This is a genomic window from Actinoplanes sp. NPDC051388 (genome assembly GCF_055586225.1).
The window spans coordinates 305,447-329,587 of sequence record NZ_JBVJIP010000009.1 but is presented as its reverse complement, the minus strand read 5'-3'; the positions used below and the strand labels follow the sequence as shown (position 1 = coordinate 329,587).

Annotated in this window: 21 protein-coding genes; 8 read left to right on the top strand and 13 right to left on the bottom strand. The window is 72.5% G+C overall.

Translation table 11 applies throughout. The features are described 5' to 3' along the window. Nucleotides 1-5: 5 nt before the first annotated feature. On the bottom strand, nt 6-896 hold the full coding sequence (locus tag ACZ6TI_RS24290) for an FAD-dependent oxidoreductase (protein ID WP_465347414.1): 891 nt from the start codon (nt 894-896) through the stop codon (nt 6-8). A gap of 76 nt (nt 897-972) precedes the next feature. Between ACZ6TI_RS24290 and ACZ6TI_RS24285 the strand changes: the two genes are divergently transcribed. Continuing rightward, entirely contained in the window at nt 973-1,263 is a 291-nt protein-coding gene (locus ACZ6TI_RS24285; protein ID WP_465347413.1) for a YiaA/YiaB family inner membrane protein, read from the top strand. On the opposite strand, the gene ACZ6TI_RS24280 is transcribed toward ACZ6TI_RS24285, so the two are convergent. Both ACZ6TI_RS24280 and glgX read right to left on the bottom strand, forming a co-directional pair. Beyond that, the gene (locus ACZ6TI_RS24280; protein WP_465347412.1) at nt 1,244-1,663 is read right to left on the bottom strand and encodes a DUF1810 domain-containing protein; all 420 of its coding nucleotides are present in this window, start codon (nt 1,661-1,663) and stop codon (nt 1,244-1,246) included. The two genes, ACZ6TI_RS24285 and ACZ6TI_RS24280, sit on opposite strands and share 20 nt — an antisense overlap. A 28-nt stretch (nt 1,664-1,691) precedes the next feature. Continuing rightward, the gene (gene glgX, locus ACZ6TI_RS24275) at nt 1,692-3,803 is read right to left on the bottom strand and encodes a glycogen debranching protein GlgX (RefSeq protein ID WP_465347411.1); all 2,112 of its coding nucleotides are present in this window, start codon (nt 3,801-3,803) and stop codon (nt 1,692-1,694) included. A gap of 133 nt (nt 3,804-3,936) precedes the next feature. Here glgX and ACZ6TI_RS24270 point away from each other — a divergent pair, with 133 nt between their 5' ends. Continuing rightward, entirely contained in the window at nt 3,937-5,295 is a 1,359-nt protein-coding gene (locus tag ACZ6TI_RS24270) for an MFS transporter (protein ID WP_465347410.1), read from the top strand. A 63-nt stretch (nt 5,296-5,358) separates the two neighbouring features. Here the strand turns inward: ACZ6TI_RS24270 and ACZ6TI_RS24265 are convergent, their stop codons facing one another. Next, nucleotides 5,359-6,405, bottom strand: a complete 1,047-nt coding sequence (locus ACZ6TI_RS24265) for a hypothetical protein (RefSeq protein WP_465347409.1) — start codon at nt 6,403-6,405, stop codon at nt 5,359-5,361. A gap of 168 nt (nt 6,406-6,573) precedes the next feature. Further along, entirely contained in the window at nt 6,574-8,475 is a 1,902-nt protein-coding gene (locus tag ACZ6TI_RS24260; protein WP_465347408.1) for a caspase, EACC1-associated type, read from the bottom strand. A gap of 61 nt (nt 8,476-8,536) precedes the next feature. On the opposite strand from ACZ6TI_RS24260, the gene ACZ6TI_RS24255 reads away from it, so the two are divergent. After that, nucleotides 8,537-8,992: an effector-associated constant component EACC1 gene (locus tag ACZ6TI_RS24255; protein WP_465347407.1), complete on the top strand. Its 456-nt coding sequence runs from the start codon at nt 8,537-8,539 to the stop codon at nt 8,990-8,992. Further along, entirely contained in the window at nt 8,902-9,897 is a 996-nt protein-coding gene (locus ACZ6TI_RS24250) for a molybdopterin-dependent oxidoreductase (protein ID WP_465347406.1), read from the top strand. Before ACZ6TI_RS24255 ends, ACZ6TI_RS24250 begins: the two co-directional genes overlap by 91 nt. Here the strand turns inward: ACZ6TI_RS24250 and ACZ6TI_RS24245 are convergent. Further along, nucleotides 9,890-11,941 carry a S9 family peptidase gene (locus ACZ6TI_RS24245; RefSeq protein WP_465347405.1) on the bottom strand — a complete coding sequence of 684 codons (2,052 nt, stop codon included), beginning with the start codon at nt 11,939-11,941 and terminating at the stop codon, nt 9,890-9,892. The two genes, ACZ6TI_RS24250 and ACZ6TI_RS24245, sit on opposite strands and share 8 nt — an antisense overlap. Before the next feature lie 4 nt (nt 11,942-11,945). Next, the gene (locus ACZ6TI_RS24240) at nt 11,946-12,848 is read right to left on the bottom strand and encodes a GIY-YIG nuclease family protein (protein WP_465347404.1); all 903 of its coding nucleotides are present in this window, start codon (nt 12,846-12,848) and stop codon (nt 11,946-11,948) included. A 68-nt stretch (nt 12,849-12,916) separates the two neighbouring features. On the opposite strand from ACZ6TI_RS24240, the gene ACZ6TI_RS24235 reads away from it, so the two are divergent. Continuing rightward, a complete protein-coding gene (locus ACZ6TI_RS24235) occupies nt 12,917-13,432 on the top strand; it encodes a P-loop nucleotide/nucleoside kinase family protein (RefSeq protein ID WP_465347403.1) in 516 nt (171 codons plus the stop codon). Here the strand turns inward: ACZ6TI_RS24235 and ACZ6TI_RS24230 are convergent. Further along, entirely contained in the window at nt 13,378-14,514 is a 1,137-nt protein-coding gene (locus ACZ6TI_RS24230; RefSeq protein WP_465347461.1) for an MFS transporter, read from the bottom strand. The two genes, ACZ6TI_RS24235 and ACZ6TI_RS24230, sit on opposite strands and share 55 nt — an antisense overlap. 151 nt (nt 14,515-14,665) lie before the next feature. On the opposite strand from ACZ6TI_RS24230, the gene ACZ6TI_RS24225 reads away from it, so the two are divergent. Further along, on the top strand, nt 14,666-15,118 hold the full coding sequence (locus ACZ6TI_RS24225) for a globin domain-containing protein (protein ID WP_465347402.1): 453 nt from the start codon (nt 14,666-14,668) through the stop codon (nt 15,116-15,118). On the opposite strand, the gene ACZ6TI_RS24220 is transcribed toward ACZ6TI_RS24225, so the two are convergent. Then, nucleotides 15,115-15,645 carry a GNAT family N-acetyltransferase gene (locus tag ACZ6TI_RS24220; protein WP_465347401.1) on the bottom strand — a complete coding sequence of 177 codons (531 nt, stop codon included), beginning with the start codon at nt 15,643-15,645 and terminating at the stop codon, nt 15,115-15,117. The genes ACZ6TI_RS24225 and ACZ6TI_RS24220 overlap by 4 nt on opposite strands. 74 nt (nt 15,646-15,719) lie before the next feature. Between ACZ6TI_RS24220 and ACZ6TI_RS24215 the strand changes: the two genes are divergently transcribed. Then, nucleotides 15,720-16,439, top strand: coding sequence for a 3-keto-5-aminohexanoate cleavage protein (locus ACZ6TI_RS24215; RefSeq protein WP_465347400.1), 720 nt, complete (start codon nt 15,720-15,722; stop codon nt 16,437-16,439). Here ACZ6TI_RS24215 and ACZ6TI_RS24210 read toward each other — a convergent pair. Next, complete coding sequence (locus tag ACZ6TI_RS24210) at nt 16,421-17,908, bottom strand: PP2C family protein-serine/threonine phosphatase (protein WP_465347399.1); 1,488 nt, start codon at nt 17,906-17,908, stop codon at nt 16,421-16,423. The two genes, ACZ6TI_RS24215 and ACZ6TI_RS24210, sit on opposite strands and share 19 nt — an antisense overlap. A gap of 153 nt (nt 17,909-18,061) precedes the next feature. After that, nucleotides 18,062-18,376, bottom strand: a complete 315-nt coding sequence (locus ACZ6TI_RS24205; protein WP_465347398.1) for a type II toxin-antitoxin system PemK/MazF family toxin — start codon at nt 18,374-18,376, stop codon at nt 18,062-18,064. 322 nt (nt 18,377-18,698) lie between these two features. On the opposite strand from ACZ6TI_RS24205, the gene gndA reads away from it, so the two are divergent. After that, a complete protein-coding gene (gene gndA / locus ACZ6TI_RS24200) occupies nt 18,699-20,123 on the top strand; it encodes an NADP-dependent phosphogluconate dehydrogenase (protein ID WP_465347397.1) in 1,425 nt (474 codons plus the stop codon). 7 nt (nt 20,124-20,130) lie between these two features. Here the strand turns inward: gndA and ACZ6TI_RS24195 are convergent, their stop codons facing one another. Together ACZ6TI_RS24195 and ACZ6TI_RS24190 are read right to left on the bottom strand one after the other, a co-directional pair. Beyond that, complete coding sequence (locus tag ACZ6TI_RS24195; protein WP_465347396.1) at nt 20,131-22,431, bottom strand: putative bifunctional diguanylate cyclase/phosphodiesterase; 2,301 nt, start codon at nt 22,429-22,431, stop codon at nt 20,131-20,133. 292 nt (nt 22,432-22,723) lie between these two features. Beyond that, nucleotides 22,724-23,617 (bottom strand): lysostaphin resistance A-like protein, encoded by an 894-nt coding sequence (locus ACZ6TI_RS24190; protein WP_465347395.1) that lies wholly within the window; start codon nt 23,615-23,617, stop codon nt 22,724-22,726. Nucleotides 23,618-24,141 lie beyond the last annotated feature (524 nt).

The following is a 24,141-nucleotide window of genomic DNA, read 5'->3' as shown; positions in this document are numbered from 1 at the left end:
CACTTTCAGTTCATGATCAGGCTGCTGATCTCGTCGGCGCATCCCCAGGAGAGCGTCATCCCGGCCCCGCCATGCCCATAGGCGTGCACGATCCGCCCGTCCCGCTCCACCCGCGGCCCGCCATGCCGGCACGGCCGCAACCCGACCCGCTCCCCCAGCATCTCCGCGCCCGCGAGGGCGGGCACCAGCGCGCGGGTGCGCTCGAGGATCAGCTCGCGCACCTCCGGCCGCGGGGTCAGGTCCCAGTCGTCCGGCTCGAAGGTGCCGCCCAGCACCACGTCGTCGAGCCGCGGATGCACGTAGAACCCGTGCGACCGCACCGATTCCTCGATGCCGTGGTTGCGGACCAGCACGATCTGGCCGCGGGCCGGATAGACCGCGTCGTCGCCGGCCAGCTCGCGCGCGGCCAGCCCGGTCGCATTCACCACCAGCGGCGCCTCGGCGAGCGCCTCGTCGAGCGAGCCGGCCGCCCGCCGCTCCACCTTGACCTGCCGCTCCAGCCAGGGCAGATAGACCCGCATCTCGGCCAGCGGCGCGGGGAAGCGCAACTCCCGCTCGCCCGGCTCGGCGCCCGGGCGGACGCTCAGCCCGGGTGGCGCCCACCACGGCAGCTCGTCGCCCTCGCCGGGCTCGACGTTGAGGGTCGGGCGGATCAGCAGGCCGGGCACGCCGCCGAGCGCCTGCCGGGTGAACTCGTCGTAGGTGGCCCGGCCCCACGCCTGCACCCGGGGATCGAAATCGGTCCGGGTCGGGTACCAGACCGCGGCGGCGACGGCCGACACGGTCCGCTCCGGCGGGTCCGCCGCCCACACCGTGACGTCGAGGCCTGCCTCGCCCAGCCGGACGGCGGCGGTCAGGCCGATGATGCCGCCGCCGATAACGATCACGTCTACCATTCCGTCACCCTGTCGCAATCGGACCTGAGTACCCGTGCTCAGTCGGCCGCCGCGGGCCCGCCACGAGACTCTCCGTATGGACAACAACACGAACAACAAGCCGACCGGCGCGTTCTTCGGTCAGGCCGTCGCGTCCTTCGGCATCTCGCTCACCGCCGTGTCGGTGGGGATCGTCTATCTTCCGGTCGGCGCCTGGATCCGTGCGTTCCTGGCGATCGGCTTCCTCTATGTGGTCACCTCGGCGTTCACCCTGGCCAAGGTGATCCGCGACCAGCAGGACTCCAGTTACGTGGTGCGGCGGGTCGACCAGGCCCGGCTGGACAAGCTGCTCACCGACCACGACCCGTTCAAGACCCCGGCGCACTGACGAGTTCCAGGGTGCGCTGGTCCGGGCCCTCGTAGTAGCGGGCCAGCACCCGCTCGAAGACCGGGCCGCCGCCGGCCGCCGCGAACAGGGTCATCGACGAGCGCAGCTTGAGGTCGTCGGGGAAGCCGAGGATCTCCGACGCGCTGCGGCCCTCGACCGCGAGCATCGCCTCGGCGGCCTCGGTCAGGCGCGGGCCCAGCACGGGATGCGCCAGGTACTCGCGGGCCTCGGCGAGACCGCTCAGCGCGTACCGCTGGGCGGCCGGGCTGGACCCCAGCCCGGCGACCTGCGGAAAGACGAACCACATCCAATGGGTGCGCTTCCGCCCGGCGCGCAGCTCGGCGACGGCGGTCTCGTGCACGCCCTGCTGAGCGGTGACGAAGCGATCCAGGTCGGTCAACGGTCCCTCCGGGTCGGTCGGTCCGGGCTCAGTGGCGGCATTGCAGAACGACCATCGTGTGCCCCCGGACCTGCACCGCCCCGCCCGCCTTGGCGATCTTCCGCCGGCCGGCCAGCAACGGGTCGGCGGTGTCCACCACAGTGTCCCAGGTGCGCCCGAAGCCGCGCGGCGGAAGCGTGAACGTCACCTGCTCGCCCAGCGGGTTGAAGAGCAGCAGGAACGAGGCGTCGGTGATCGGCTCGCCCATCACGTCGCGCTCCGGGATGCCCTCGCCGTTCAGGAACACGGTCATGGTCATGCCGCCGAGCGTGTTCCAGTCCTGCTGGGTCATCGGCTCGCCGTCGCGGCGCAACCAGGCGATGTCCGGCACCTTCGCGCCGGGCAGCGGGCTGCCCTGGAAGAACCGGCGGCGGCGGAACACCGGGTGCTCGGCGCGCAGCCGGGTCACCGAGGCGGTGAACTGGGTCAGCACGTCGTGGTGCCGGGCGTCCGCCCAGTCCACCCAGGACAGCTCGCCGTCCTGGCAGTAGGTGTTGTTGTTGCCCTGCTGGGTGCGGCCCAGCTCGTCGCCGTGCGAGATCATCGGCACGCCCTGGCTGAGCAGCAGCGTGGTGAGGAAGTTGCGCTTCTGCCGCTCGCGCAGCGCCAGCACCTCGTTGTCCTCGGTCACGCCCTCCACGCCGCAGTTCCAGGACCGGTTGTGGCTCTCGCCGTCACGGTTGCCCTCGCCGTTGGCGTCGTTGTGCTTCTCGTTGTACGACACCAGGTCGGTCATCGTGAAGCCGTCGTGCGCGGTGACGAAGTTGATCGAGGCGATCGGGCGGCGGCCGTCGATCTCGTACAGGTCGGAGGAGCCGCTGAAGCGGGAGACGAACTCGCCCAGGCTGGACGGCTCGCCGCGCCAGAAGTCGCGCACCGAGTCGCGATATTTGCCGTTCCACTCGGTCCACAGCGGAGGGAAGCCGCCCACCTGGTAGCCGCCGTCGCCGACGTCCCACGGCTCGGCGATCAGCTTGACCTGGCTCACCACCGGGTCCTGGTTGACCAGGTCGAAGAACGCGGCCAGCCGGTTCACCTCGTGGAACTCGCGGGCCAGCGCCGAGGCCAGGTCGAAGCGGAAGCCGTCCACGTGCATCTCGGTCACCCAGTAGCGCAGCGAGTCCATGATCAGCCGCAACGACTCGTGGTGGCGCACGTTCAGGCTGTTCCCGGTGCCGGTGGTGTCGTAGTAGTACCGCTTGTCCTCGTCGACCAGGCGGTAGTAGGCCCGGTTGTCGATGCCGCGGAAGGACAGCGTGGGCCCGAGGTGGTTGCCCTCGGCGGTGTGGTTGTAGACCACGTCCAGGATGACCTCGATGCCGGCCGCGTGCAGCGACTTGACCATCGTCTTGAACTCCTGCACCTGGCCGCCGCGGCCGCCGAACGAGCCGTAGCCGTTGTGCGGGGCGAAGAAGCCGATGGTGTTGTAACCCCAGTAGTTGGTCAGGCCGCGCTCGATCAGGGTGCTGTCGTGCACGAACTGGTGCACCGGCATCAGCTCGACGGCGGTCACCCCGAGCTGCTTGAAGTGCTTGATCATCGTCGGGTGGGCCAGGCCCGAGTAGGTGCCGCGGACGTCCTCCGGGATGCCCGGGTGCCGCTGGGTCATGCCCTTGACGTGCGCCTCGTAGATCACCGTCTGGTGGAACGGGATGCGCAGCGGGCGGTCGTTGGCCCAGTCGAAGAACGGGTTGATCACCACGGACCGCATCGCATAGGGCGCCGAGTCGCCGTCGTGGAAGGACTCCGGGTCACCGAACCGGTACGAGAACAGGGCCTGGTTCCACTCGTTGTGCCCGTCGATCGCCTTCGCATAGGGATCCAGCAGCAGCTTGCCCGGGTCACAGCGCAGGCCCGATCCGGGGTCGTAGCGGCCGTGCACCCGGTAGCCGTAACGCTGACCCGGGACGATCCGCGGCAGGTAACCGTGCCAGACCAGGGCCTCACGCTCCGGCAGGTCGATCCGGGTCTCCTTGCCGTCGTCGTCGAACAGGCACAGCTCGACCCGCTCGGCCACCTCCGAGAAGAGGGCGAAGTTGGTGCCGCCGCCGTCGTAGGTCGCGCCGAGCGGGTACGGGTTCCCCGGCCAGATGTTCGTCATCAGCACATCTCACCAGGGCCGACGCTCCGGCGCAGCGCACAGCGGCGTGGTAAACGTCTCGTGGCCGCCGGATGCGGGCAAGATGCCTGTTGTGCCCGGACGCCGCCCCTGGCTCGTGCTCGCAATCTGCTGCATGAGCCTGTTCATCGTCGGGGTGGACGTCACGATCGTGAACATCGCGCTGCCCGCGATCCGCGCCGACCTGGACGCCTCGGTGTCCGGGCTGCAGTGGATCCTGGACGCGTACACGCTGGTGCTGGCCAGCCTGCTGATCCTCGGCGGGGCCACCGGTGACCGGGTCGGCCGGCGGCGCACGTTCCAGACCGGTTTGACACTGTTCACCCTGGGTTCGCTGCTCTGCAGCGCCGCGCCGAGCCTGGGCTGGCTGATCGCCTTCCGGATGGTGCAGGCGCTCGGCGGGTCGATGCTCAACCCGGTGGCCATGTCGATCATCACGAACACCTTCACCGACCCACGCGACCGGGCCCGCGCGATCGGCGTCTGGGCCTCGGTGGTCGGCTTCAGCATGGCGGCCGGGCCGCTGCTCGGCGGCGTGCTGACGGCGTCCTTCGGCTGGCGCTCGATCTTCTGGATCAACATCCCGATCGGCATCGCGGCGGTGCTGCTGGCGGCCCGGTTCGTGCCCGAGTCCCGGGCGCCGCGGCCACGCCGGCTCGACCCGGTCGGCCAGGCGCTGGTGCTGACCGTGATGGCGTCGATCACCTACGGCATCATCGAGGGGCCGTCGTCCGGCTGGTCCTCGCTCGAGATCCTGGGCTGCTTCACGCTCGGGGCGCTGGCGCTGACCGGGCTGCTGATCTATGAGCCACGCCGCGACGAGCCCCTGCTCGACCTGCGCTTCTTCCGCAGCGCGCCGTTCTCCGGGGCGACGGTGATCGCGGTCTGCGCGTTCGGCGCGCTGGGCGGTTTCCTCTTCCTGACCACGATCTACCTACAGGACGTACGCGGGTACAGCGCGCTGCACGCCGGGCTGTACACCGTACCCATGGCCGTGATGACCTTGATCTTCGCGCCGTTGTGCGGCCGCCTGGTCGCCGCCCGCGGCACCCGGCTGCCGCTGATCCTGGCCGGCTCCGCGATGACGCTCTCCATGCTGCCGCTGACCCGGCTGGCCGCGGACACCCCGGACGCGGTGCTGATCGCCGCCTTCGTCGTCTTCGGTTTCGGCTTCGGCATGGTGAACGTGCCGATCACCAACACCGCGGTCTCCGGCATGCCGCCCAGCCAGGCCGGCACGGCGGCGGCGGTGGCCTCGACCAGCCGCCAGGTGGGCGGCTCGCTGGGCGTGGCGGTGATCGGCGCGGTGGTGGCGTCGAGCGCGGCGGCCGACTTCGCCCGGGCCAGCCACGCGGCCTGGTGGATCATCGCCGGCTGCGGCGCCACGGTCCTCGCCGTCGGCATCCTGACCAGCGGCAGCTGGGCCCGGGCCACCGCCGAGCGCACCGCCGCCACCTCCGCCTTCCAGCTTTAACCTCCGCAGCCCTCCGTCCTCTTTGTCCGGTCGGGGAGATCCACCGTAGATCGTGGCCCGGCGCTACCGGGTCACGCTTTCGGCCTCGGCCGGGTGATCCTCCGGGGTGCGGCGGATGCGCAGTCCGGCGAGGCTGCCGGCCAGCAGGGTGACTCCGGCGACCAGCATCACGCCGCTCGCGCCGAGTGAGCCGTCGGTGATGTCGTAGAGGAACTCGGGCACCACCAGGGTCGCGCCGATCACGCCGCCGGCCAGCACCACCCACTCGCGGATCCGCGCATAGGCCACGAAGCAGACGCCGGCCACCAGCGCGGTCAGCGCATAGGCCAGGAAGTCCTGGGCCTCACCGTCGCCGAGCACGATGAACTGGGCCCCGACCAGGGCATAGGTGACCGCGATGGCCAGCGCGAACCGGCGCTCGGCAAACACCCGGCCCCACGTCGCGAGCGCCCAGATCGCGCCGATCGTCAGCAGGCCGCCGCCGATCACGTCGGGATCGGTGGCGTCCCGCAGGTCGAGCACGCTCAGGTAGACCGCGAACACCCCGAACGCGAGGCCGAGCTGGCCGACCGCGCTGCGGGCGAGCAGATATCCGGCGCCGGCCACCACGAGCCCCGCGGCCGAGCAGGCGAGCGGGCCCTGGTCGGCGTCCTCGAGCCGCGCGATCACCGCGAAGGCGGTCGCCGCGGCGCCCGCGGTCATCAGCGTGCTGGCCAGCCGGCGGCGCACGTGGTCGTCGGTCCACGGCCGCCACCAGGCCTCGTCCGGTGGCGCGGCCCGCCACCGCACGGCCAGGCCGGCGCCGAACAGCACCGCGGCCATGGCGGCGAGGATCGCGACCCGGCCCGACCGGCCCAGCGACTCCCACTCCTCGCCGAGGAACAGCAGCGTCGCGCCGATCACGAAGGAGGCGCCCAGATAGCCCGCGATCTCGCCGAGCCGCCGCCGCAGACCCTCCGGCCGCGGCTGGGCTGCGACGCCGCCGACCTCCTGCACGACCGCGCCGGCCTGCACGCGGTTGAGCACGCCGCGATCGACCAGGCGGTCGAGCGCGGAGTTCAGCCGCTCCGCGCTGATCGGATCGCCGTTGCCGACGGTCACCGTTTCCACCTGGGGCCTCCCTTGTCATCGGACGCCCCTAGCGTCTCGTCCGGCCACCGGGGCCGGACAGAGTGCACGTACTCAGGTTCAGCCGGGCTTTCAGCTTCAGCCGGGCTTTCAGCTTCAGCCGGGCTTTCAGCTTCAGCCGGGCTTTCAGCTTCAGCCGGGCTTTCAGCTTCAGCCGGGCCAGGCCGGATTTCTGGTCAACGCCAGATCGGTCACCGTGTCGACGCCGCGCTGCTGTGGCGAAATGTTGCGGCTGCGCAGATTGCGGCGCAGGTGGCGGTAGATGTCGGCGAGGCGGAGCAGTTCCGCGGCCTCGGCGGTGCCGTTCTGCAACAGCCCGATGAATTCGCCGGAGAATGCGGTGTATTTCGCGCCGGCCGGGGCGTAGGAAACGTTCGTCGCGGAGGCGGAGGTGATCACATAGGTGCCCTCCACGTCGACCCGGCCGTCGGCGACGTCGGCGCCGGACATGACGCCGACCGCGCGGCCGGAATAGCAGCAGTCCAGCGCGACGACCTTGTTGCGGGCCGGGCTGTGGATCATCGCTTTGCGCAGGTCCTGATAGGCCAGGCCGGAATACATCGGACGGGCGCTGTTGGTGACCCGCAGGCCCAGATAGAGCTCACCGTCGGCGCCGAGGAGGCCGTGGCCGGCGTAGTAGACGAACAGGGTGTCGTAGGTGTCCTCGGCGATGCCGGCGATCCAGTCGCCGACGTCGCGATCGGGATTCACCTGCACGTGGATGCGGTCGGGGGCGAAGCCGCCGAGCTCGGCGTTGCCCAGCACCTTCTCGAGTGCCTCGAGGTTGTTCGCGACCGCGGGCAGATCCGCCAGGTTGGCGTCGGCGTAGGCCGGGGTTCCGATCAGGATCGCGGACGGCTCGGTGCGATCCGGCATCCGGCCGCCGCCGCTCTCCCGCGGGGTGCCCGGGCGGCCCTTCGCGCGGCGCAGGAGTTCGGTGTAGATCGCCGACTCCTCCCGGCGCAGGGCGTCGGCGCGGTCGTAGTCGCGCCGGCGGATGGCGTCGTCCACCTGCTGTTTGAGTCGTTCGCCCGCCGCCTCCAGATCCTGAATGCTGCTCCGCGAATACTTCACCGAAGGGGTGTCGGGCACGACGGCGATTAGCGAATCCACCGGGGTGTCGTCCAGAGCCCACAGCTGGCCGGTCGGAGCTTCCTCGCGCGGCACCGCACGCGTCTGCCACCAGAACTCGGAGTCCTCCTTGACGACGGCCGGCAGGCCGGAGGCCACCCGCAGTGCGTCGGAACGCATCTCCGGGGCGGACTGGTACCGATCCGACGGGTTCTTCGCGAGAGCCTTGAGCACGACGGCGTCGACGGCGTCAGGGATCCCGCGCATGACCTGGCTCGGCGGCGACGGGGCCTCCCGGACGTGCTGATAGGCGATGCTGACCGGGTTGTCTCCCTCGAACGGAGGCCGCCCGACGAGCAGTTCGAAGAGCACACATCCGGTCGAGTACACATCCGAACGACCGTCCGCCCGCTCGCCACGGGCCATCTCCGGGGAGAGGTATGCCGCCGTGCCGATGACCTCCTCGAAAGGGTCGGAGCCATCGCCGAGTCGGCCGTGGAGGCCGAAGTCCATCACCTTGACCTGGCCCTCGGGCGTCACCATCACGTTGCCGGGCTTGATGTCACGGTGGACGATCCCGTGCCGGTCACTGACCTCCAGCGCGACGCAGATGCCGGCGATGATCTCCAGCGCGCGGCGCGGGACGAGATGGTGCTCGGCGGCGAGCAAGTCCCTGAGCGAGTGCCCACGGACGAGCTCCATCACCAGGAACGGCTGCTCCAGGCCGGGCCGGGTTCCGTCCACACCGTGGTCGAAGACGGCGACGATTGCCGGGTGGTTCAGTATCGAGACGCTGCTCGCCTCACGGCGGAACGCCCTTTGCAGGTCCGAATCGCGGGCCAGGTCGGCGCGCATCAGCTTGACCGCCACGTCGCGCCCGAGCCGCTCGTCACGGGCACGGTAGACCTCGGCCGTGCCGCCGCGGCCGAGCAGCTCGCCCAGCCGGTATCGGCCCGCGATCACCCGCCCGTGGTCCGTCATCGCTGTTCATCCCATCGGGTGCCGGTGGACCGTGGGCCACCAGCGCCATACCGTAAGCCGGATGCAGGTCACTGTAGTCGCGCCCGATGATCACGAAGCCATCCGCTCGTTCGCGGAATGGTGCCGCCAGGAACCGGAACTCCGCGGCGTGCGCATTCAGCAATCCATCCCCACGCCGCCCGCGGACGAAATGGGATCGGTCGCCGACGCCCTCGAATTCGTCAGCAACAACGAGGCTCTCATCACCGCGATCGCCACCACGCTGGGCGCGTGGCTGGGGCACCCGGCGGATCAAAACCAAGATCCGGGTACGCGTCGGCGACCGCGAAGTGGAAATCGATTCCCCGTCGCCGGAAAAGGCGCAGCAACTGGCCGCCCGGATCGTCGAGCAGCTCGGCCCCGGCGAGCCGCGCTAGCGTTCCGACCATGCGGGTGGGTCTGCGTGGCAGGCAGGCCGGGCGGCGGATCGATCTCGCGCTCGGCCTGCTCCTCGCCCTCGGCGCGGTCACCGGGCTGACCGCCAACACCATCGGGGTGAACTGGCCGCTCGACCTGATCCAGGTGCACGCCGCGGCCGCACTGGCGATCCTGCTGCTCACGCCGTGGAAGATCGTGATCATCCGGCGCGGCCTCGGGCGCGTCCGGCGGGCCCTGACGGTCAAGGTCCTCTCGCTCACGCTGGCCGCCCTGGTGCTGATCACGATCGGCAGCGGCCTGCTGCACTCGACCGGCCACGCCGAGTTCGTCGGGCCGCTGACGCTGATGCAGATCCACGTCGGGGCCGCGGTGGGCGCGCTGGTCACGGTGGTCGCCCACTTCCTCCTCCATGCGGTACGCCCGCGCCGCGCCGACGCCGACCGGCGGGCCTTCCTGCGGCTGGGCGTGCTCGGCATCGGCGCCGCGGCGGCGACGGCGGTCTGGGACACCGCGGCCGCGACCGATCGCCGGTTCACCGGTTCGGTGCCCAAGCCCTCGCTCGAGATCACGTCCTGGCTCAACGACGGCGTCCGGCGGGTCGATCCGGCCGGCTGGCGGCTGCGGGTGGGCGCGGCGACGCTCGACCTGGACGCGGTGCGGGCGCTGCCGCACGAGCGGTTCACCGCGGTGCTCGACTGCACCAGCGGCTGGTGCAGCGAGCAGGAGTGGGACGGCGTACGGCTGAGCGCCCTGCTCCCCGATCCCGGCGGGCGCAGCGTCGAGGTGCGGTCGGTGACCGGCTATGCCCGCTGGTTCGGCGCAGACACGCTGGACGACGTGTGGCTGGTGACCGGGGTGGGCGGGACGGTGCTGTCCTACGGCCACGGCTTCCCGGCGCGCATCGTGGCGCCGGGCCGCCGTGGCTTCTGGTGGGTCAAGTGGGTGACCTCGATCCAGCCGTCCAGCCGGCCGGCCTGGGCCCAGTCGCCCTTCCCGCTCAGCTGATCCCGAGCGAGCGCTTCAGGAAATCGACCTCGAACTCCCAGAGGCCGCCGGCCAGCGCGCCCATGTGCGAGGCGCCGGCCAGTGGCAGCACGGTGTGCGGGCGGCCCGCCGCCAGCAGCGCCGCGGACAGCTTCATCGTGTGCACCGGGAGCACGTTGTCGTCCATCAGGCCGTGCACCAGCAGCAGCGGGCGGCTCAGGTTGGGTGCGTCGGCGATCAGCGAGCCGTGCGCGTACCCGTCGGGGTTTTCGCTCGGCAGGCCGAGCGTGCGCTCCTGCCAGTGGGAGCTGTAGAGCAGTTGGTCGGTGACCGGCGCGCCGGCCACCGCGGCGTGGAACACGTCCGGCCGGCGCAGGACCGCCAGGGCGGCCAGATATCCGCCGGCCGACCAGCCGCGAATGCCCACCCTGGTCAGGTCCAGATCGGGAAGGCGTTCGGCGGCGGCGTGCAGGGCGTCGACCTGATCCTGCAGGCGCGGGCCGGAGTGGTCGTCGCCGCGGGCGCGTTCCCAGCGGGGTCCGCGACCGGGAGTGCCGCGGCCGTCCGCGACGACCACCGCGAAGCCCTGATCGGCGAACCATTGCGAGACCAAGTACCGGTTGCGGGCGGTCTCGACCTTCTGCGCGGCCAACCCGCCATAGGGGTCCATCAGCACCGGCAGCCGGGCCGAGCCGGGCTCGTGGCCGGTCGGGAAGACCACCGCCGTGCGCAACTCCCGCTCCCCCAGCGTCATCAGCAACGGCACCGGATGGATCGGCGACTCGGCCGCGTGGCTGCGCAGCTCGTGCCCGCCGACGGTGATCCGCTCGCCGGACAGGGTGTTCTCGTTCACCACGGTCACGCCACCCGCCCGGCGGCCGTCATAGGTGCCCGGCGTCGTGGTGACCTGACGCGCGCCGCCGTCCGCGGACCAGGTCCACAGGTGACGCTCGGCCGGCTCCTCGCGCCCGGCGAAGAGCACGGTGTCGCCGTCGACCGACAGCACCTCCTCCATCTGCAGGCCGGGAGGGGTGACCGGGGCGCCGTCGACGGTGAGCCTGCGCGTGTCGCCGTCGTCCACGGTCCAGATCAGTTCGCCGCCGGGCAGGTGCGCGGGCACGCCGGAAACGATCGTCGTGTAGACCGGATCGGTGGTGTCCTGGACGGCCGCGGTCGCGCCGGTCGCCGGGTCGGCGGCGAGGATCCGCTGCACCGTCTGGCGGCGGTTCTGCACGACCACCAGCAGGGCGGTCGCATCCCAGACGACCCGGGTGACGTATTCGAACTCGGCGCGGTCCCACTCCACCGGCGTGCGGGCGCCGTCCAGGCCCAGCACGTGCAGGCTGACGTCGGCGTTCGGGGTGCCCGCGGACGGGTAGCGCAGGGCGGTCGGCGGCCGCTCCGGGAAGGCGGCGTCGGCCAGGTGCCAGACCTGCACCGGCTCGTTGTCCACTCGCGCCACGATCAGGCGCTCGCCGTCCGGCGCCCACCAGTAGCCCTCGAACCGGTCCATCGACTCGGACGCCTCGTGCTCCGCCTCACCCCAGGTCACCTCGGGGCCGTCCGGCTCGGCGAGCGGCCGGTCGTCCTTGCCGTCGCGGCCGACCACCCGCAGCGCGCCGTCCGACACGTAGGCCACCGTGCGGCCGGTCGGGTCGATCCGGGCCTCGGCGACCGGCTCGCGCGCGCCCAGGTCGTTGACCTCGGCGGTGGCCACGTCCAGCGCGTAGAGCCGCCCGCCGAGGGTGAACACCGCGGTGCGCGCCGCGGCGTCGGTGGCGTACGAGCCGATGCCGGCCGACCGGTCCCGGGCCCGCTCGCGCCGGGCGCGCTCCCGCTCGGACAACGGCTCGTTCCCGGCGTCGCCCAGCATTGTCGCGTCGACCAGCAGACGCTCCTCGCCGCCGGCCACCTCGAACGACCACAGATGGCCGACCGGGTCGTCGCCGCCGCGGGAACGCAGGAACAGCACCCGGGATCCGTCCGGTGCGACCGTGAAGCTGTTGGCGCGACCGAGCCGGAATCCGTGGGTGCGGGCGGCCAGTTCGGGAAACGAGGAAGTCATGGCCTCAGTCTTCAACACCGGCGGCCAGCCGGCTCGCGAGGCCGGCGCTGCGGGCCGCGAACGGCTGCCACTCCGGCGGGGTGCGGTCCAGGTGTGGCTGGGCGGCCGCGTGTGAGCAGGTGCGCTGCTGCCACCGGTTGAGGCGGCCGCCGCGGACCTCGAAGTGGATCAGCAGGCCGTCCGCCCAGCCGTAGACGTCGCAGTCCGGAGTCTGCGGAACGGTCACCTTCTGCTCGGCGACCAGCCAGTCGACCGCCTCGATCTCCTCCTGGAGCCGGGCCGCGAACTCGAACGCCAGGTTGACCGACGCGCGATCCCGCTGGCGGATGAGGTGGTCCCGCACCGTCGCGACGGCGGCCGGATCGCGGCGCAACACCGCGGCGGTGGTGGCCAGGAAGGCGTCCCGGTCGGTCGCCTCGACGCCGCGCACCCGGGCGAGGTCGCGGTGGAAGCCGGTCAGCCGGTCGTCGGTGCAGCCCAGCGGAAGCACCCGGTCCAGCGCGGTCACCGCCAGGCGAGCCTTCGTGCCACCCAGGTAGGGACCGAAGACCTCGACCGTGGCGCGCGGCTCGTGCAGCACCACCAGCCGCGGCTTCCCGCGGTCGAGCCCGACGTAGGCCGGCACCTCGGCGCCGCCGCGGACCCGGTTCCAGCGTGGCTTGGAGCGTTCCAGCAGGTTGCGTTCGAGCCAGGCGGCCTCGTGCACCGAGTCGCACTCGACCGCCTCGACGGAGACGATCTGCGGGACCATCCGGCGCAGATGACGCCGGTCTTTCAGATCCGACCAATAGGACCCGACGCGGCCGCGCAGGTGGGTCGCCCGCCCCACATAGAGCACCCGGCCGTTGGCGTCACGGAACCGATAGACCCCGGGCGCACCCGGCAGTCGCCCCAGCACGCTTCGCACGCCGCGCACTTTACGCCGCGGTCAAGCCTTTGATCTTGGGGATCGGCGGGAACGTATGCTCGGATCTTGTGAGTCCCTCCCTCGTCGTGGTCAGTGGCGCGCCCGGCGCGGGCAAGACCACGCTGGCGCATGAGATCGCACGGGCGGTCGGAGTGCCGGCCGTGTGCCGCGACGAGATCCGCGAGGGCATGATCCACGCCGGCACTCCGGATCGGACGATGCGCCGCACCTATGACGCGTTCTTCGACACGCTCGGTGTGCTGTTGCGGTCGGGCTGCTCGGTGGTGGCCGAAGCGGCGTTTCAGGATCGGCTGTGGCGGCCGATCCTGTCGCCACTGGCCGGACTCGCCACGATTCGCGTGGTGCGGTGCGATGCCGACCCGGCCGTGCGGCATGCCCGGATCGAGCGGCGGCTGAGCGTGCCCACCCGGCGCGCGCACGACGATCGCGGGCATCTCGAACGCGCGCCGGCGGCGTGGGTGCCGATCAGCCTCGACGTGCCGACGCTCGACGTCGACACCAACGACGGCTACTCCCCCGGGCTGGACGAGATCGTGTCGTTCGCGGCGTCGCGCTCGCGCTGAGCCGACGGCGGCAGCCGGCCGGCCACCGCGACGGCGGTGGCGAGGATCGGCAGGCCGACCAGCGCGACCAGGGCGGTGACCGAGGTGAAGCCGGCGCCGAGGCCGAAGAAGGCGTAGACGACCACCGCGAGCACCTCGGCGGCGAAGCCGCTGACCGACAGGACGGTGGCGCGGACCGCGCTCGGCGTGACGTCCTGCAGCCGGGTCTCGGTGATCACCATGGCGAACTGCAGCACGCCGAAGGCCAGGCCGATCGGGAGCATGCCCGCCGGGTGGGCGCTGATGCCGCCGATCGCGAGGAGGGCGGCGGCCGCGGCGAGCAGGAGGCCGGTCCGGATCGGCGAGATCGTCGGCCAGCGGCCGGCCAGGGCGCTGCCGACGGCCATCGCCAGTGCGGGGCCGGCGAACATCAACGGGGCGTAAGCGGTCGGGACGCCGGTGTCCCGGGTGATCAGCGGGAGGTATTCGTCCAGGGCGCTGAAGGCGGGGACCATCGCGGCGATGACGACGGCCCAGGTCACGCGGCGGCTGATCCGGACGTGCCGGAGCCCGGCCCGGAGCGTGGCGAAGTAGCCCGCTTCGGCCTCGGACTCGGCCCGGCCGGTCTCCGGGAAGCCGAGCGCGATCAGGCCCGCGCCCGCGGCGACGACCACGCTGAGCGCACCGACCAGTTGATAACCGCCGAGCAGGAAGACCGGGGTGGCGAGCAGGGTGGCGGCCAGCATCGAGAGAATGGCCACGGTGCCGCTGCGGCCGGCGATGCGCGCGTAGTGCTCAGCCTGACCGGCCGCCTCGAGCTCGTCGTAGACCAGCGCCTCGAGGGTGCCGGAGCACAGCGCACCACCCAGGCCCCACAGCAGGAAGCCCAGCGCGAAGCCCGGGTAGGCCGGCCAGAGCGTCCAGCTCAGGTAGCCCGCGGCGGTGAGCCCGGCGCCGAGCGCATAGAGCCTGCGCCGCGACCAGGTGTCGGCCCACGCGCCGGACGGGATCTCGGCCACGAACGCGACTACCGACCAGAGCCCGAACAGCGTGGAGATCTGCGCGGTGGTGAGCCCGGCGTCCGCGAACAGCAGGGCATAGATCGGATAGAGCAGGATGCCGTCTTCGCAGGCGCGGACCGCGAACCATCGGCGGGCAACCGGTTGGGAAGATCAATGTCGTCGGCGCATGGGAACGACGATTGTCCGCGCCGCGCCGCGCGTCAACCGCTTTACTTTCTGCAAGGCTGGGCCCATGACCCGGTCATCCGTATACGAAGCGGCCGGCGGCGCGCCCGCCTGGCTCACCCTGGCGGGCGACTTCCACGCCCGCTGCCTGGTCGACCCCGAGCTCGAGCACCCGTTCTCGCACACCGGCGACCCGCACCACGTGCAGCACCTCGCCGAATATTGGGGCGAGGTGTTCGGCGGGCCGCCGATCTATTCGAGTTCGCGGCTCGGCCACTCCGGCATGCTCGACCTGCACGCCCGCAACGGCATGCATCCCGAGCTGGGCGAGGCCTTCGTGCGGTGCTTCGACGCGGCGGTCGAAGCACAGCTGCCGGCCGACCCGGCGCTGCGCGCCACGCTGCACGCCTACATGGAGTGGGCCACCGACGAGGTGATGGATTACAACGCCGACGACGCGGTGGTGCCGGCCGGCCTGCCGATCCCGCACTGGGACTGGTCAGGTCCGGCCCAGCGCTAGCGTCGCGGCGTGCGCGGGCGCAGGTCGAGCCCGAACCAGTCGAGGTCGCCGTGCTCGTCGGCGGTGTGCCGCCGATAGGTGAAGCCGGCCCGGCGGGCGACCGCGCCGGAGGCCGGATTGAGCGGGTCGGCCCGGATCACCGCCTCGCGCACGTCGCCACGATCGCGCAGCCAATCGGTCATCAGCCGCACCGCGCGCCCGGCCACGCCCCGGCCGCGCCAGTGCGGCACCACGCCGTAGGAGATGTTCGCCTGGCCGGGCGCCAGATAGGGCTCGACCAGCCGGGCGTCCACCGAGCCCGCGAAGTCGCCGCCGGCCACCATCCGGATCGCGAAGGCGAGGTGCGGGCCGCCGCGCGCCCAGCTCTGCCGGGTGCCGGCGATGTAGGCCCGGGTGCCGGCCACTGTGGACCGCCCGCCGCTGAGGAAGCGGACCATCGCGTCGTCCTCGCCCGCCACGAGCGCCTCGGCGTCACCCTCCTCGAGCTGGTCGAGCCGGATCACGGAGTCGGTCAACGTCACGTCCACGCCCGGAATGCTGCCGCACCCGCGCGGTCCGCCGCCGGCATTTTCTGTCGTACGCCGATGCGAAGCTTCCCCTCGTGATCGAGCGCCTCAAAGCCTGCCTCAACGGCGGCCGCACCCAGTCCTTCGTCCCGCGCACCCCCGCCGAGCTGGCCGATGCCGCCGTGGCGGCGGTCGCGGCCGGCGCCGAGGCGGTGCACCTGCACCCGCGCGACCACGACGGACGCGAGTCGCTGGTGGCGGCCGACGTCGGCGCCGCCGTGGCCGCGGTCCGCCGGGCCGGCGTGCCGATCGGGGTGACCACCGGCCTCTGGGCCGCGGGCGGCGATCCGGACCGGCGGCACGCGCTGGTCGCCCAGTGGGCGGGGCTGCCCGACCGGCCCGACTTCGCCTCGGTCAACGTCGGCGAGGCGGGTTACGACGACCTGCGCGCGCTGCTCTCCGGCATGGGGATCGAGGTCGAGGCGGGCGTCTGGACACCCGCCGAGGCGACCCGGTGCGGCCCGGTCGACCGGATCCTCGTGGAGGTCATCGGCGTGCCCGCGGACCGGGCGGTCGCCGCCGCCGACGCGATCCTGGCCCGGCTCGGCACGGGCACGGGCACGCCGATCCTGCTGCACGGCGAGGAGGAGTCCTGCTGGCCGCTGGTGGCGCACGCCGGCCGGCTCGGCCTGCCCACCCGGATCGGCCTGGAGGACACGCTGACCGGCCCGGCCGGCGAGCCGGTGGCGAGCAGCGCCGAGCTGGTCGGCCCGGCCCTGCGGATCTGGCACGAGGCTCAGCGCGGGCGCAGATGACGACGCAGGTCGCGGGTCTCCGCGGTGGCCGGCCGCGCCGCCAGGATGCAGGTGTCGTCGTCCGGGTTGGCCTGGCGCAGCCGGTCCAGCAGCTCGCTGAGCGGGCGCTCGGGCGCGGCCCGCACCGCCTCGTCCATCGCCGCGGCCACCGTCCGCAGCCCGTGGTCCGGCCCGCGCCGCCGGTGCTCGACCAGCCCGTCGGTGTAAAAGAGGAGCACGTCCCCGATGGCCAGGTCGAGCACGGCCGACTCATAGACGGCGTGGTCGACGACGCCGAGCATCGAGCCGCGCGGCCGGGCCAGCGCGTCGGTCCGCCCGGCACGGCTGAGCAGCGGCGGCGGGTGCCCGGCCTGGGCCCAGGTGATCCGGCCGCGGGCCGGGTCGTAACGCGCGATCACCGCGGTCGCGGACAGTTCCGGCGCCTCGTGCTCGAGGTCGCAGGTGAGCCGGTTGAGGTGGCCGAGCAGGGTGGCCGGATCGGTGGTGATCACGGCGAGCGCGCGCAGGGCGTGCCGCAGCTGGGCCATCGTGGTCGCCGCCTGGGTGCCGTGCCCGGCCACGTCGCCGACCGCGAGCAGCACCGAGCCGTCCGGCGCCGTGGCGGCGTGATACCAGTCGCCGCCGACCAGGCTCTTCTGCCCGGCGGGCAGGTAACGCAGGGCCACCTTGAGCCCGGGCAGCTCGATCGGTTTGTCCGGGATCGGCAGGATGATCTCCTGCAAGGTGGCCGCCATCGCGTGCTCGGCGTCCAGGTCGCGGCGCTTCTGCGCGAGCTGCCGTTCCACCTCGGCGAGCCGCTCCGCGCTGGTCTGCTGCGAGGTGATGTCCTGCACGATGCCGAAGATCCGCAGCGGCCGCCCACCGGCGTCGCGCACCGCGTCGGCCACCGTGCGCAGATGCTTGACGCGACCGCTGATCCGCACCCGCATGGTCACGTCGGCCTTCTCGCCGCGCTCGAAGGCCTCCTCGGCGGCCATCCGCAGCGGCAGGTCCTCGGCGAGCGTCATCGCGTCCGCCTCGGCGCCGGTCAGCGGTCCCAGCGCCGGGTCCCGCTCATAGATCCGATAGAGCTGGTCCGACCAGCGCACCTCGCCGCTGACCAGGTCCCACTCGCCCCAGCCGAGGTTGCCGAGCCGTTCGGTGCTGGCCACCCGGTCGCTCTCCCGCGCCGGGTTCTCGGCGACCGGCGGCGCGAAGGGCAGCGGAGGGAAGACCGGCGGCGGCGCGTCGGTGTCCGGCATGTCGAGCAGCGCGATCACGCCGGCCGCCACCTCGGCCAGGTCGCGCTCCTGCTCCTGGGCCATCCGCAGCAGGTGCCGCTGGGCGTCCGCGAGGCGGCAGCGGGTGCGCCCGGCGAGCAGTCCGATCGCACGGTCCACGGTGGCCCGTCCGGCCTCCGGGCCGGTCCGGCGCGCGAGGCTGCGCGGATCCTCGACCGTGTCGATGTAGACCTGCCCGCTGCCTCGCACCTGTCTCCTCCCCTGACGCTCTTGTCGTCCTGCATACGCCAGTGCGGCTCGGGGCGTCATCCCCCGAACACCCCGCAGGGCATCCGACCTGCGGCGTTGAGGCCTCCGGGTCACCCGATAGAGACGTGGGCGCCGGGGGCCGTTCGGGCAGGGTCAGATCTCGAAGAGGTCGCGCACGGCGTCGGAAAGGCGGACCATGCTCGCGCCGGTGACCATGCCGAGCAGTTCGGCGCCGACCGAGGTGGGCAGCCGGCGCATCCGGTTGACCACGACCACACCGGTGATCGGGTCCTGCTCGGTGAGCGCGACGGCAAAGGGCGGCAGCTCGGTGGCGCCGCGCTGGCGGACGATCGGAGCGCAGTAGGGCGCCGCGTTCTTCCGGTCGTTGTAGGCGTCACCGGACAGCACGAGGACGCGGTAACGCAGGTCGGTGCGGTTGCCGATGGTCCAGATCTCGCCACGTCTCATAGCCGCGGGACCCTCATGGCGGGCCAGGACACGGCCGCAGGTGCGACCCACCGTCCCGCCGCCGATGCCATGCGTGGCAGCGTACCGCCGGACAGATCTTTCCCCGCGCGCGCCCGGCCTGGTCGCGGCGGCGCGTCGCGACCCCCGATCCGCCCGTAAGGGGTGACGGCGACAGCCGGATTGAGCAGGATGAGCAGTGGATGTCCGCCGCTGGGCGGCGCGCCGGCGAGAGGCGCGGCCGCGGCGGTGGACTCGATCGAACTCCCCCGGTCGCGAACACGTAACAATGACCGGGACAGCTGAGGGAAGGACGTGTACGTACATGACGGAGAAGGCACAGATCGGTGTCACCGGGCTCGCGGTGATGGGCCGCAACCTGGCTCGCAACTTCGCACGCCACGGTCACACGGTCGCGCTCCACAACCGGACCTACAGCCGGACCAAGGAGCTGGTCGCCGAATTCGGGCACGAGGGCACGTTCCTGCCGTCGGAGAGCGCCGAGGACTTCGTGGCCAGCCTGGAGAAGCCGCGCCGCGTGGTGATCATGGTGAAGGCCGGTAAACCGACCGACGCCGTGATCGACGAGTTCGCCCCGCTGCTCGAAGAGGGCGACATGCTGATCGACGCGGGCAACGCGCACTACCTGGACACCCGGCGGCGGGAGGCGGCGCTGCGCGAGCGCGGGCTGCACTTCGTCGGCACCGGCGTCTCCGGCGGCGAGGAGGGCGCGCTGCACGGGCCCAGCATCATGCCGGGCGGGTCGCCGGAGTCCTACGAAGCGCTCGGGCCGCTGCTCGAGGACATCAGCGCGAAGGTGGACGGCGAGCCGTGCTGCGTGCACGTCGGCCCGGACGGCGCCGGCCACTTCGTGAAGATGGTGCACAACGGCATCGAGTACGCGGACATGCAGCTCATCGCCGAGGCGTACGACCTGCTGCGGCGGGCCGGTGGACACTCGCCGGCCGAGATCGCGGAGATCTTCAAGGGGTGGAACGAGGGGCGGCTGGGGTCCTACCTGATCGAGATCACCGCCGAGGTGCTCAAGCAGACCGACCCGGAGACCGGCAAGCCGTTCGTGGACATCGTGCTCGACCAGGCGGAGCAGAAGGGCACCGGCCGCTGGACGGTGCAGTCGGCGCTCGACCTGGGCGTGCCGATCAGCGGCATCGCGGAGGCGGTGTTCGCCCGTGCGCTCTCGGGCGACCCGTCCAGTCGCGCGGCGGCACGCAGCCTGCCCGGGCCCAGCCCGACCCCGCAGGACAACCTTCAGGCCGACATCGAGCAGGCGCTGTTCGCCTCCAAGATCGTCGCCTACGCGCAGGGCTTCCAGCAGATCCAGGCGGCCAGCAAGGAATACGACTGGAGCATCGACCCGGGCGCGATGGCCAAGATCTGGCGGGACGGCTGCATCATCCGGGCCAAGTTCCTCGACTACATCAAGCAGGCCTATGACAAGTCGCCGGAGCTGGCGACGCTGCTGGTGGACGAATACTTCCTGGACGCGGTGAGCGGGGCCCAGGAGGCATGGCGCCGGGTGGTGGCGCTGGCCGCGCAGCAGGGCATTCCCGCGCCGGGCTTCGCGTCCTCGCTGGCCTACTACGACGGGCTGCGGGCCGAGCGGTTGCCGGCCGCCCTGATCCAGGGGCAGCGCGACTTCTTCGGCGCGCACACCTATCGCCGGGTGGACAAGGAAGGCTCGTTCCACGTGCTGTGGGCGACCGACGACCGCAAGGAGATCGACGCCTAGAACGCGCTCAGCCCGTCAGCACCCGATCTTCCGGGGCGGCCGCCATCAGCGCGGCCGCCTCGTCGGGCGGGAGCGGCCGGGCCAGGTGGAAGCCCTGCCCGAGGCGGTAGCCCATCTCGCGCAGGCGGTCCACCTGAGCCGCGCTCTCGATGCCCTCGGCCACGGCGGAGAGCTGCAGATACTCGGCCAGCTGGGCGACCGCCGCGGCCACCGCCAGGCGGCCGCGGTCGTTGCCCTCGCTGATCCCGTCGACGAACGACTTGTCCAGCTTGAGCACGTCCACCGGGAAGGCCCGCAGCAGGCTCAGCGACGACTGGCCGGTGCCGAAATCGTCCAGCGCCAGCCGCACACCCATCTCGTGCAACGCCTGCAGGGTCTCGCGCACCTGGCGGCCGTCGACCACCATCGACTCGGTCACCTCGATCACCAGGTTGGCCGGCGACAGGCCGTTCTCCCGCAGCACGGTCGCGACCTCGTCCACGAAGCCGGCGTCGCGCAGCTGGCGGGCGGCCACGTTCACGTTGATCGAGCGGATCGCCACCGGGCCCAGCTCGGCCTGCCAGCGGGCCAGCTGCTCGCACGCCTCGCGAAGCACCCACGAGCCCAGCGACACGATCAGCCCGGACCGCTCGGCGACCGGGATGAAGTCGCCCGGCGACACGAAACCGCGCGTCGGGTGCCTCCACCGGACCAGCGCCTCGGCGCCCGCGATCCGACCGGTGACCAGGTCGAACACGGGTTGATAGAGCAGGAACAGCTCGTGCCGGATGATCGCGTTGTGCAGTTCGCTGCCGAGCCGGGCGTGGTTGACCACGTCGGCCCGCATCCGCGGCTCGAAACGCGTCCAGGAGGCCTTGCCGCCGGCTTTCGCGGCGTACATCGCGATGTCGGCGTTGCGCAGCACCTCGTCCGCGCTGTCGCCCTGCCCGGCGAGCGCGACACCGACACTGGCCTGCACCAGCAGCTGGTGCTCGCCGACCGCGAACGGCGCCGCCAGCGCGGACAGGATGCGCGACGCCGCCTGCTCGGCCAGCCCGGCGTCGTCCACGTCGAGCAGCACCGCGAACTCGTCGCCGCCGAGCCGCGCCGGCAGGTCGGTCATCGAGCGGCTGTAGCGCCGCAGCCGGTCCGCCACCTCGAACAGCAACTGGTCGCCGATCGCGTGCCCCATGGTGTCGTTGACCATCTTGAAGTCGTCGACGTCGATCAGCAGCACCGCGGCCGGCAGGTGCGCGTCGAGCCGATCGCCGAGGATCGTGCCGAAGCGGGCCCGGTTCGCCAGCCCGGTCAGCGGGTCGTGCATGGCCTGCTGCTCGAGCTCGGCCTGCTGCTGCTGGATGTCCACGAGCATCCGCCGGTTCTCGCGCAGCCCGATCAGCTGCCGCAGCACCACGAAACCGGCGATCAGCACCGCGCCGACGATCACCAGACGGTGACGCCAGTCCATCTCGCGCGCGGACACCAGCACGACCAGGCCGGCCGCCGCGGTCACCGCGAGGAAGGGCAGGAGATTGAACAGACTGCGGCCGGGCTTCGCGTCCAGGTCGCGCACGGCGCGTCCCAGGACCAGGAGCTGACGGTACGCGGCGGCGCAGATGACCACGCCGACGATGGGCAGCTCGAGCACCGACAGCGTCAGGCGCGCGGGCCCCTCGCCGACGATCAGCAGCACCGCGCCCGCGGTCCCCCAGAGCGGGGCGATCGTGAGGATCCGCAGTGACAGCGAGTCGACCGGACCGCCCGCGGCCACCGCCGCCCGCCCGATCACGACGACCGCGATCAGCCCGCCGACGCCCACCACCGCGGCGCCGCCCAGGGTGGCCGGCGACATGCCCGGCGCCGCATAGTCGAACACCACGTAGAAGAAGATCAAACTGCCCGCCACGGCCACGGTCGCGCCGTCCAGCAGGGTCCGCAGCCAGTGCAGGAACGACCGGGGCCCGAACGGCAGCTGGGCGAAGGCGAGCATCGCCATCGCGATGCCGAGCACCAGCGCGGCCGCGGTCCAGGGCGACACCCCCGGCTTCTCGTCGTGCACGATCGCCGCCGTCCCGCCGGCGATGACCAGGCAGACCGAGGCGTGCGAGAGCCGCTTCCAGAAGCCGCGCACCGGCCGGGCGAGCACGATCTGCGAGCCGATCCGCTGACAGGCCACCGCCGCGGCGACCATCACGACCGGCCCGGCGAGATACCCCGGCATCAGGCTGCCGCCGTCGCGTCCCACCAGCCACACGGTCGCCGTCAGCGTGCCCGCCACCGCAACGGCGAACGGCACGAGACCGCTGATGCGGCTCGAAGGTCGGCTCATGGCGGAGTACGGCTCTCTGTCGGTCTGTCGGCCTCCTCCTAGTCGGCGCGAATCGGTCGGAACTGAGCATTACGACCACCGCGGCCCCACCGGTCCGGAACCAGTGGGGCCGCTGGGACAGGGGTGCCGACCGTCGCTCAGGCCGGCGTCTCGGACCGGCGGCTCGGACCGGCGGCTCGGACCGGCGGCTCGGACCGGCGGCTCGGACCGGCGGCTCGGACCGGCGGCTCGGACCGGCGGCTCGGACCGGCGGCTCAGACCGGCGGCTCGGACCGGCGGCTCGGACCGGCGCTCAGACCGGCGCGAGGGCGGGCGCGGGCTCACTCGCGAGGGCCGTCGGGCGTGTGCGGCGGCGGATCAGCCAGGCGGCGGCCAGGCCGTAGAGGATCAGGACCGGGACGTCCACCGCGACCACCTCCCAGGGCAGGTCGGCGGCGGTCTCGTCGATGGTGAGGTCGCCGAGGGCGGCCAACGCCAGCATCGCGACGACGTTGTTGACCACGTGCAGGGCGATGGCCGCCTCCAGGCCGCCGGTGCGCACTGTCAGCCAGCCCGCCACCAGGCCGAACACCACCAGGTCCAGGAATCCCCACGGCGTTCCCCAGCCGTGCACCGCGGCGAACAGCACGGCCTGCAGAGCGATCGGGATCCACGGCCGGCGGATCACCGCGCCGAACGCCTGCAGCAGGTAGCCGCGGAAGGCGTACTCCTCGGCGGCCGCCTGCAAAGGCACCACCAGGACCAGCACCGCCGTGGTCAGCAGGAAGGACGACCAGCCCGCGAACTCGCCGCCCGGCCCCTCCAGCAGCAGCATCGCGGGGATCACCACCGCCATGGCGAGTGCCGCCGGGAGCAGGCACCACAGCAGCAGACGCCACCGCAGCCGGCCGGCCACCGAGCTCAGCGTGCCCGGCCGGCGGCCCTGCGCCACCCGGACGCCGAGCCAGAGCGCGGGCAGCAGCAGCGCGACGCAGAGGAAGAGGATCGCCAGCTCGGCGCGCGGCGCCAGGGTCGGCAGGCCGTCGGGTCCGCTCGGCCGGCCGGACAGGGCGGCGGCCACCAGGGCGGCGCCGTAGAGCACAACTCCGGCGATCAGGCAGGCCGCGCCCGCGAGCAGGCCGCCGAGCAGATGACGCCACCAGGCCCGGTCGGCGGCGAGACGGTGATAGGGCTGCGGAAGATCCATGCCGATGAGTCTGGCGAGCGCGGCGGCCGAGCGGATCCCGCCGCCGCCGGAGACCGACCCCTAACCATCGATATAGCCGGAGCCCTGGTTGTGCACAACCGCCATCGAATTGTCGTACCCGTCGCCTAACTTGATGGCCCACCCAGTGCCGGGGTGGGGGAGGTGGCGGCGCGGCGCGGCGAGGCGGCGGCGCGGCGAGGTGGGCGAGGCCGCGGCGCGGCAAGGCGGGCGAGGCCGCGGCGCGGCAAGGCGGGCGAGGCCGCGGCGCGGCAAGGCGGGCGAGGCCGCGGCGGGGCGGGCGAGGCGGCGGCACGGCGGGGCGGCCGAGACGGCGGCACGGCGGGGCGGGCGAGGCGGCGGCACGGCGGGGCGGCCGAGACGGCGGCACGGCGGGGCGGCCGAGACGGCGGCACGGCGGGGCGGGCGAGACGGCGGCACGGCGGGGCGGCCGAGGCGGCGGCGCGGCGGGGCGGCAGCCCGCCCGGAAGCCGCGGCGGGTTTCGCGGAGACCCTAGGATCGGCGC

Coding starts and splice junctions, on each gene's coding strand:
- ACZ6TI_RS24290 (WP_465347414.1), bottom strand. CDS start 896: ATGGTAGACGTGATCGTTATCGGCGGCGGCATCATCGGCCTGACCGCC.
- ACZ6TI_RS24285 (WP_465347413.1), top strand. CDS start 973: ATGGACAACAACACGAACAACAAGCCGACCGGCGCGTTCTTCGGTCAG.
- glgX (WP_465347411.1), bottom strand. CDS start 3,803: ATGACGAACATCTGGCCGGGGAACCCGTACCCGCTCGGCGCGACCTAC.
- ACZ6TI_RS24270 (WP_465347410.1), top strand. CDS start 3,937: ATGAGCCTGTTCATCGTCGGGGTGGACGTCACGATCGTGAACATCGCG.
- ACZ6TI_RS24260 (WP_465347408.1), bottom strand. CDS start 8,475: ATGACGGACCACGGGCGGGTGATCGCGGGCCGATACCGGCTGGGCGAG.
- ACZ6TI_RS24255 (WP_465347407.1), top strand. CDS start 8,537: ATGCAGGTCACTGTAGTCGCGCCCGATGATCACGAAGCCATCCGCTCG.
- ACZ6TI_RS24250 (WP_465347406.1), top strand. CDS start 8,902: ATGCGGGTGGGTCTGCGTGGCAGGCAGGCCGGGCGGCGGATCGATCTC.
- ACZ6TI_RS24245 (WP_465347405.1), bottom strand. CDS start 11,941: ATGACTTCCTCGTTTCCCGAACTGGCCGCCCGCACCCACGGATTCCGG.
- ACZ6TI_RS24225 (WP_465347402.1), top strand. CDS start 14,666: ATGACCCGGTCATCCGTATACGAAGCGGCCGGCGGCGCGCCCGCCTGG.
- ACZ6TI_RS24205 (WP_465347398.1), bottom strand. CDS start 18,376: ATGAGACGTGGCGAGATCTGGACCATCGGCAACCGCACCGACCTGCGT.
- gndA (WP_465347397.1), top strand. CDS start 18,699: ATGACGGAGAAGGCACAGATCGGTGTCACCGGGCTCGCGGTGATGGGC.
- ACZ6TI_RS24195 (WP_465347396.1), bottom strand. CDS start 22,431: ATGAGCCGACCTTCGAGCCGCATCAGCGGTCTCGTGCCGTTCGCCGTT.
- ACZ6TI_RS24190 (WP_465347395.1), bottom strand. CDS start 23,617: ATGGATCTTCCGCAGCCCTATCACCGTCTCGCCGCCGACCGGGCCTGG.